Below are 9399 nucleotides of genomic sequence, written 5' to 3'. Positions count from 1 at the left end.
CCTGAACCGGAGCCGGAACCTGAACCGACTCCTGAACCGGAGCCGGAACCGGAACCTGAACTGAATCCTGAACCTGAACCCGAACCGGAGCCGGAACCCGAACCTGAACCCGAACCTGAACCTGAACCCGAACCGGAACCTGAACCGTAACCTGAACCGGAACCGGAAGAACCCGAATTACCATTAGACGTTGTTCTGGATGTTGAGCACATTCTGACCACCTATGAATCTCAGTTACAAATAGCTTTTGAGGTTCAAGATGTTACCACGATTTCGACTCGGGAACTCTTAGATTGGCTAGATGAGAATGCTTTAGAAGCTGGTATTAACCCGTCTCCTTTTGTCGATATCCAGTTTTATGTAAGGACTTTCGGTCAGCAATTAACCCAATTTTACAGCGTAACCTCTGTTGAAGAGTTAAGTTACCTGCAAATTGTCAACTTCATAGAAGGGGAAGGCTTAGAACGCGGATTTTCTCCCAGTCCTAATATCAACTTTACTCACTTTAAAGCCACCTACAGCAGCCAAATAGAAGCCTTCTTTAGGACTTCCATTGAGAATATTACTAATGCTCAACTGTTCAGCTATATTGTGGAAGTTGGTCTGGAACAAGGTCAGAGTCCGTCAGTTCTGATTGATTTGAATTTCGTACTGTCAAATCAGCAGTCGGTGACAGCTATTGAATCTCATTTTGGGACAGAAATTGCTAACCTGACTAATGCTCAGATTGTGCGGTTTATCAGTTCCGACGAAGGTTTACAACGAGTCACTCCTTCTACCTTAGTAAGTCTCAACTACTTCCGAGCAGTTCACAGAACCCGCTTAGAAGAGTTTTTTGGTACTGAGATTACCGAAATCTCCAACTCTCAAGTATTTACCTTTGTGAATACCATTGGTTTGCAAGAAGGGTTAAATACCTCGGCTAAATTAGGTTTTAGCTATCTGCAATCTGTCTATGGTGAACGCATCACTGCGGCTCTGGGAGAGGGTGCTAGTCAGCAGCAAGTCCTGGCATTTATTCAACGGGAAGGCTTACCAGAAAATGTTAATCCTTCTGTGTTTGTGCATCTGGATTTTGTGCAACAAAGCCAATCACAAGAAGTTCAGCAATTTTTCAATGTTGAGAGCGCTACGGAACTGTCTAATCAACAGGTAATCAACAGCATTCAAGCTAATGTTCTGGTTGATGTTCAATATGTGGTGACTCAATATGCTGAACAATTGGCTGAGTTCTACGAAATTGAGGTCGAAGAGGTTAACTCTTTAAGTTCGGAACAGGTGATTTCTTTCAGCTTGGGTGCGGGAGCTAATTTGGGTATTAATCCTGCTCCTATTAACTTTGCTGAAACTCGCGAATTATTTGAGACAGAACTGAGAGACTTTTTCCGGGTTTCGGATGTTACAGTTCTCAGCGATAGTCAAGTTAACTCGTTCGTAATCAATCAAAGCCGACTTTCGGGACGGGTTAATCAGCTAGTTGATGTGGTTAATGTTAACTACTACCAGAGTATTTTCTCGGAGGCTCTCACGGCTACTTTTGGCGAAGATTTGACCGAGGAAAATGTAGTTGAATTTGTGTTCGGGGATGCAGCGCCTGCTATTAACACCCGGTTTGCTAAAATCAAATATAAAGCTGCACTGGAACAATATGCACAGTCTTTGGGTCGCACTCTGGAAACTCTGACTGATGATGAAGTTCGCCTGTATCTATTTACGGAAGGGTTTGATGTTGAAAATACCCTAACTCCGTTTAATCTGGAGGTTGTCACGACTGAATATGAGATTCAACTGACAGCTTTTTATGGAGTGACAAATGTAGCGGTTCTCAGTGAACAGCAAATTTATCGTTTTGTGGTTAATCAGGCTTTAGAGCAGGGTCTGAGCCTGGCTGAGGTGGTGGATGAGGAAGCACTGGAAGTCCTGCGGGAAGAGTACAGCAGCTTGCTCATAGAATTCTACGGCGTGGAAAACGTAGAAACTCTCAGCACTAATGTGGTCCTCGATTTCATTTATGGTGGCTTGTCTCGGATAGTTGATTATGACTACTTCCGGTTTACTTTTACTGGAGATGTCGAGGCGACTTTTGGGGTGGAAAGCATCAGCGAAGTTACTAAACTCCAAATTGTAGAGTATCTCTATGAACAGGAGGTTAGTGTCAGTTCCCTACACTGGTTTAATGTTGAAGCGTACTTGGAAGAACATGGTTCGGCGGCGGAAACGGCGATCGCACAATTTTTCCGGGTAAGTTCCATCAATGAACTTTCGGTAACTCAGATTCGTGATTTTGCGCTGTATATCGGTGTTCAACAATTCAGCATTGAAGGTGCGCTTAATATTGAGTATATTCGGGAAACCTTCAACGCGGCTATTGTTTCCAGCGATCTGGCGGTTAACGCATGGTTGGAAAGTTTCTCTTTCCTGAATGTTGATACTGCTTATGTTCAGAGTCAATTGGAAGGGTTACTGCTAGATGAAACCTTGACTCTGGAACAGGTAAATGAGATTTTGGGGACGGAAATTGACAGTTTGGATGGGTTGACCGATCGCCATCTGATTACCTTGGTGTTTGATGCCGATTTCCAAGAAATTATCGGTGATGTGGAAATTCAACTTTTCCAAGAAACTCTCAATATTGACTATGTGCGGACTGTCTTTGCATCGGCGATCGCTCATACTTTGGAAGTTGATATCACCGCTGTTACTGGTGAGGAAGTCCTCACGGTTCCTAATGAACAGCTTGATGAGTTTCTACTGGCTCAGTCGGAAGAAATTGCCACAGAATTGGAAATTGATGCCGATAATGTGACTCTGGAAGTGGCTCAAGAGTGGTTTATCACTAACTCGGTGACTACTGTTGAGGGTTTATCTGTTGAGGTTGATATTGCTTACATTAAATATCAATTGCAACAGTCCCTCGATGATGAACAGATATCTCTTGAGGATATTAATTCCGTCCTTGATGAACCTGTGGAGGAATTTGATGAACTCACAGATCAACAAATTGTTACCCTCGGTCGCAATGCTGAGTTTCAATCTCAATTCTCCCTAGAGATTAGTCTGGTTCAAACAGAACTGAGTATCGGTTTTGTGGTTTCTCAATTCTCTGCTGAATTGGCTGACTTCTTCGGTTTGTCTGAGGCAGAATTCGCGGCGAAAGAATTTACTCAAGAAGAAATTATCGAATTCTTTAGCTCTACTCAAGCTCAGGCGATCGCTGAATTTCTTGGGGAAACTGTTGTCGGCGGCGAAGATGATGACGATCTCGGCGACGACCAGGATATCGTTGATGAGTCTAATGATGATTCCGACGACGACGACCAGGATATCGTTGATGAGTCTAATGATGATTCCGACGACGACGACCAGGATATCGTTGATGAGTCTAATGATGATTCCGACGACGACGACCAGGATGATGATTCCGACGACAGTCCAGAGTTTGCAGCCGAGGACGTTCTGGCTTACATCGAACAGGTCGATGTCGAGACCGTTATCCAAATCGAAGAAATCGATATCGATTTTGTCACCTATCAGGTTGGGGAACTGTTCCAGGCTTCTGTTTTCAGCCTAGAAGATGTCAATACCATCTTGGAGACTGAATATGAATCTGTGGATGAGTTAACCACTGAAGACATCACGACTTTGGCGTTTAGCGTTGAATTCCAAGAGGTTCTAGGTGAGGATTTCGAGATTGAACTGGTACAGTCTGAAGTTAACTACAGCTATCTGCGAGCCTCTCAAGCTGAAGCGATCGCTGCTTTATTCAGCACAGAAGAAAATCCGATTACCGTTGAGGATGTCCTACGCGGTGAAATTGAACCTTTGACAGATGCTGAGATTTTGGCAGCCTTTGAGGAGAATTTCTTAACTGCTGATGTCGGATTTATTCGCTATCAAGTTGAGCAACTTCTGGCGGAGACAACCATTACCATTGAACAGGTTAATGAGAGCCTCTCCCTTGAGGAGTCCGTAGAAGCCATTGTAGAGCTTAATGATGCTCAAATCATCAATTTGGTCTACAACCAAGAATTCCAGGCCTTGCTGATGGAAGCAGAGCAGGCTATAGAGCTATCTGCTATCAACTACGAGGCATTCATTGAGGCGAATGCAGAAACCTTAATCGCACAGTTTGAGGTGGATGATGTCACAGAGCTGACCTTAGAACAAGTTCATGGGTTCATGTTCAGTGGACAAGTCAGCATTGAGGGATTTGTCAACTTTGACTATCTCCGTGAGACTTTCATCAGTGCGATCGCATCCCAGGAACTGGCAGATAGCACAGTTCTTGACTGGTTTAACACTGATTTCTCATTCATTAACATCAACTTCCTGAATGCTCAATTCAACGGGTTTACAGCAGAAGTACAAACACAGTTGTTGGATTCTCTGGGTATTGAACTTAGCGAAGCCGAATCCCTCAGCCATCAGCAGCTCATCCAAATTTTCTACAGCAGTGAGTTCCAAGCCATTACGGGAATTGAAACCCTGCAAACACTAGCCTTTGATTGGCAAGGGTATGCACAAGCTAATGCCGAAGCCTTGGCTGATTTCTATCAAGCCTTCCTCGTGCCAGCTATCCCAGAAGGTCAGGCTCCTAATTCTGTAGTGGTTGAATTGTCTAATTTCACCGGAGAACAAGCACAGGTAACGGTGACATTAGAAGAAGTGGAAGGAGGCATTCAAGTCACAGTTGACAGTGTGGAACCCATCGCCGATATTAACGGTGTGTTCTTCAATATCGAAGATAGTAGCCTTCTCGATAGTCTGTCTGTAACTGGGGATGATGTCACCAATTCTAGCTTTAGTGGTGATGTCAAACGGGTAAGAAATACCTCTATTTCACCGCTGAAATTTGATGCGGGCGTGCAAATCGGCACTCCTGGTATTGGTCAGGATGATATTCAATCCACAGTGTTTGTGATTACTGCAGATGGCGAAGAATTGAGCCTAGATCAGTTTGTTGGTCAGGAATTTGGAGTTCGTCTAACCAGTGTACAGTCAGGGGGAAGTCGCAGTGCTAGCAGTAAGTTGCGCGGAACTGCAGAAGCTGTTTTTACCGCTGATGGTGATGATGTTGGTGTGATTGATGTTAGTTCCCTTTCTGCTGAACAGGTGTTAAACTTTGCCTTCGGGCAAGGATGGCAATCGGGAATTGACCCGACCGAGTTTGTGGAAGTTGATTTTCAACGACAACAGTTCGCCGTTGAAATCGCGCGAGCCTATAACATTGATGTTAGCGAAGTTGCCTCCCTGGAAAGCTCTTTGGTGCTGGATTATATCTATGGTGGTCTTTCGAGCCAAATTGACTTCGAGTTCTACCGCACTAAATATGCCGCTTCCTTGGAGTCTACCTTTGGAATGAGTGCTGAGAATCTGACCCGCGTACAAATTCTTGAACACGCCTATACGGTAGGTTTGGAACAAGGGTTTAATTTTGTCGCCATTGACTATAATGCGATCGCCGCTCAATATCCCCAAGTCTTTGCTGACTTCTTTGATATCCCGGTTGAGGAAATTTTCAACCTGGATCTGTCAATTATCCAAAGTTTTGACTTGGGAATTGCCTCGGAACTTGGCATCGATATCACCCAATTTGTTGATATTGAATTCTTCCGCCAACAAGCCAGCCAACAAATTCTTCAGAACTATCGCATTGAAAATGTCTTCCGCATTGATTCTCAACAACTGTTTGAGTTCAGTTTGCAAGGCGATTTCAGTACCGCACCGACCATCGATCTCAATTGGGCAATGACTCAGTATGCTGATATCTTGGCTGAAAATCTTGATGATTTTGATCAAGATGGCGATGGTAACATTGATAATTCCGAACTGTTCGATGCTTTGACCGGCCAACTGCTGGAAGCAGGTAACGAAACTTCCGATATCTACAGCTTTGAGCAATATTTCGAGTCGGAAGATGTGCAAGAACAGGTGGCTGAGTTCTTTGGTGTCGAATCCTTTGAGGATGTTACCTTTACTCAGCGCTTAGAGTATATGTTCGGCGCTGGTCTGCAAGCGGGAATTGACCCCTACAGTGAGGAGTTCCTAGAAGCTAATCCGCAAATGGCAATGGAGATTTACCTGGAAGAAAACTCTACGGCTTTGATTGAGTTTGCTGGAGTTGGGTCGATTAATCAGGTGACATTCTTGGATGTTTATAACTTCCAAGCCATCAATGAGATTAATGCTTTCTCTGGCATCAGTAGCATCGATGACATTGATGATATCGATGACATTGTCGATGACATTATCGATGATGGGGATGCCTTCTCTGTGTAAAATATCAGTTAAGTTTCCCTTGAGATATAGGGAAACTTACTCGGACAATTAACAGCTAAATTAGAGTGAGGTTGATGATTCAATCTCACTCTTTTTTTGAGGGTATATCAGCGGCAACTTAGAAAGTTGATTGTCTCCTAATTAGCAGGGGGTAACGGCCGTTTAACTGACGGGAGAGAGAAAGTAATCATGAATCACTATTCAAGGGGATTTGAGATGACCTCTAAGCATTCATTAAACCATGCTTGCACATTTTCATTGATTTCTGAGGAATTAAAGGAGTGGGAAAAGGTGCTTAAATTTAGGGCTTCATCCGATACATTAGTCTCCCAACCTTCATCATGGTTGTTGACAATGACCGGGTAAGTATAGGTGATTTGTTGGATTTGGGTTTGCTGGGAATTAAAAACTCCTTCAAAACATGAACCAATATCGGAGTTTTGAATATAAACTAAACCCCGGACATGATTATTTTGGTAAGTTTCAAAGACAATATATTCCGCCCCAACTTGTGTAGGGGATGAAACTGTCCCGCGAAACTGTATTTCTGAGACCATAGAAACGGTTGCCACCCCAAGGGCGATCGCCATTTTGGGGATGACGGTCCAGACTTCCATAATTTAGTCCTGGCTGACAACACCTGATGACTACAAGAGATAAACCGCCAATTCCCGAAATCTTTATCTGTTAATCTTGAATGACCACCAAACTCCCCGTATAGCAAGCTACCCACACCTGTCGAGTTTTGGGGTCGTAAGTAATTCCTATGGGGTTTAAGCCTACGGTGATGGTATCAATAATTTCCATATCCTCAGCTTGAACTTTACTGACAGTGTGGGAGTAATAGTTGACTACATACAGGAATTGATCATCATCTGATAAGACCATACTACGAGGGGCTGCACCTGTAAAAATTTTCCTGATAATTTCCCCGGTTTCTGTATCAATTTTGGCGACATGATCATCACCATTGAGGGTAACATATAAATATTTTCCGGTGGAATCTAAAACCAGGTGGCGAGGATATAAACCCACGTTATACATCCAATTTACTGAGTAGTCCTGTAGGTCGATTTTGGCGATATCGGAAGTTCCCATCACGGCTATATAAGCAGTTTGAGAATTAGGAGAGATGGCAATACCACGGGGGAATCTGCCTACAAATATCCTTTGTATTTCTTGATTAGTGTCGGTATCAATAACGCTAACATCTCCTGAACACCAGTTAGTTACTAACACATATTTACCATTAGGAGAAACCGCGATAAATTTGGGAACTGAACCTACTTTAATCGCTTTTTCAATGGTGAAATTATCGGTATTAATCCCATAGATAAAACTAGGGTCGAATTGTTCTGATGGTAAACAGGTATCATAACCGGGATTATTAAACTCAGGACCATACATCCGATAATTGGAGATATAAGCAAATTTTCCATCTTTAGAAACGGCGGCTTCTACCGGAGAACCTTTATATTTTTCGGCGGGAAAATCTCGATGACCAAACTTAGACAAATTTACCTGATCATCAATTTTTTTAACCTGTTGGAATTGACGATTATAAACAGCAATTGAATGTTCATACATCATATTTTGTACGAAAAACAGTCCGGGGTCGGCATAAACAACCGACTTGGGGGTTAAATTATCACTTTTGATAGTCTTAATGATTTCAAATTGACCGGGTTCTGGAGGTAAAAAAGCAATGGTTTCCTCATATTCAGAGTTATCTAATGAGTTATGATTGCTTAATTTATGCTGTAGAAAATCTATGCGATCGCCTAATTTGAAAATCTCAGAACCCGAGTCAGCGACCGCAAATCGAATCGCAGTTAAAGTCAAAACCACCATAGAAATCGATGCTATAATTAGGGTGCCAGATTTTTGCATCAACATCAAATGGAATTTATTAAATTTGTTCATAATCTCCTTACACCACAAAACGATTAATAAAAACTTACCCAGAAAAACTAGACAGCTAGGTTAATCATGGGTAAGTTAACTGAATCCGAATCTTATATTAATCTTGGAATACCATAACACTGCCAGAATAGCAAGCTACCCAAACCTGTCGCTTGTGGGGGTCGTAAGTCACACCAATGGGTCGATGGTTAGTGCGGACAGTATGAATGACTCTCATATCTTCTGTGCGGACTTTACTCATGCTATTAGAGTGATAATTAACCACATACAAAAATTGACCATCATCAGAAATTGCCATACTTCGGGGGGCGCTTCCTGTGCTAATTCGGCGGATGACTTTACCCGTTTCTAGGTTAATTTTTGCCACAGTCCCCTCACCATTAAGGGTAGTGTATAGGAATTTACCTTGAGGATCTATATTCAAATGTCGAGGGGAACGTCCTACATTATTAAGCCAGGTGAGGGAAAAATCATTCAGGTTAATTTGGGCGATTTGTGTGGAACCCATGACAGCTACATAAGCAAATTCTGAGTTAGAATCAACGGCAATTCCTCGCGGATAACGACCTATTTTGAGCCGTTTAATTTCCTGGTCGATTTGGGTATCAACAATACTTAAATCCCAACCACACCAATTGCTAACTAATACGAAACGACCATCAGGAGTAACTGTATTAAATTTCGGCACGGGTCCGACTTGAATTACTTGTTCTATGTTGAGGGTTTCGGTATTGATTTTGTACATAAAACTATCATCATTCCTCCCGGCTGGAGAACATCTATCATTACCGGGACGAGAAAAGCCGGAACCATACATTTTATAATTGGCAACGTAGGCGTATTTGCCATCAGGAGAACAGGAGGCTTCTACGGGGGAACCTCTATGATCTCCGGTGAATTTCGAGAAGCCAAAATCTGAGAATTTGATGCTGTCGGGAATAGTCTTGACTAAATCAAAGTTGCGGTCATAGACGGGAATTGGGTGGGGATAGATCATATTGTGGGGAAAAAATAAGCCTTGACCTGAAGGCTCAATTGATTTGGGTGCAATGGGGCCTGTAATGGTTTTAAGATGGCTCATTTTTCCAGAGGGGTCGCGGGGGGGTGCTTCGACAAAACTGGGATTTTTTAAGAGGGCGATCGCTGTCTGAAAGCCGTTTGGTAAATTATAGTGGATGTTGATAGCGGGGGGTTTGG

The 9399-nt window shown here is 43.0% G+C and carries 4 protein-coding genes; 1 reads left to right on the top strand and 3 read right to left on the bottom strand.

The window, feature by feature from the left end; genetic code table 11:
- Positions 1-591: 591 nt before the first annotated feature.
- The gene (locus B9T16_RS22270; RefSeq protein ID WP_410245798.1) at positions 592-6279 is read left to right on the top strand and encodes an energy transducer TonB; all 5688 of its coding nucleotides are present in this window, start codon (positions 592-594) and stop codon (positions 6277-6279) included.
- 197 nt (positions 6280-6476) lie between these two features.
- Here B9T16_RS22270 and B9T16_RS22265 read toward each other — a convergent pair whose 3' ends face one another.
- From B9T16_RS22265 to B9T16_RS22255, 3 genes are all read right to left on the bottom strand, one after another.
- A complete protein-coding gene (locus B9T16_RS22265) occupies positions 6477-6896 on the bottom strand; it encodes a hypothetical protein (protein WP_006617204.1) in 420 nt (139 codons plus the stop codon).
- A 70-nt stretch (positions 6897-6966) separates the two neighbouring features.
- Complete coding sequence (locus B9T16_RS22260) at positions 6967-8202, bottom strand: YncE family protein (RefSeq protein ID WP_410245797.1); 1236 nt, start codon at positions 8200-8202, stop codon at positions 6967-6969.
- A 97-nt stretch (positions 8203-8299) separates the two neighbouring features.
- Positions 8300-9399, bottom strand: a 1100-nt coding sequence (locus tag B9T16_RS22255; protein ID WP_410245796.1) for a beta-propeller fold lactonase family protein, incomplete at its 5' end; no start/stop codon positions are given.

Origin of the sequence: Arthrospira sp. PCC 8006 (assembly GCF_046480465.1) — a bacterium.
GTDB lineage: Bacteria > Cyanobacteriota > Cyanobacteriia > Cyanobacteriales > Microcoleaceae > Limnospira > Limnospira platensis.
Note: the sequence above shows the minus strand (reverse complement) of the source record. Positions and strands in the feature narration are given on the sequence as shown.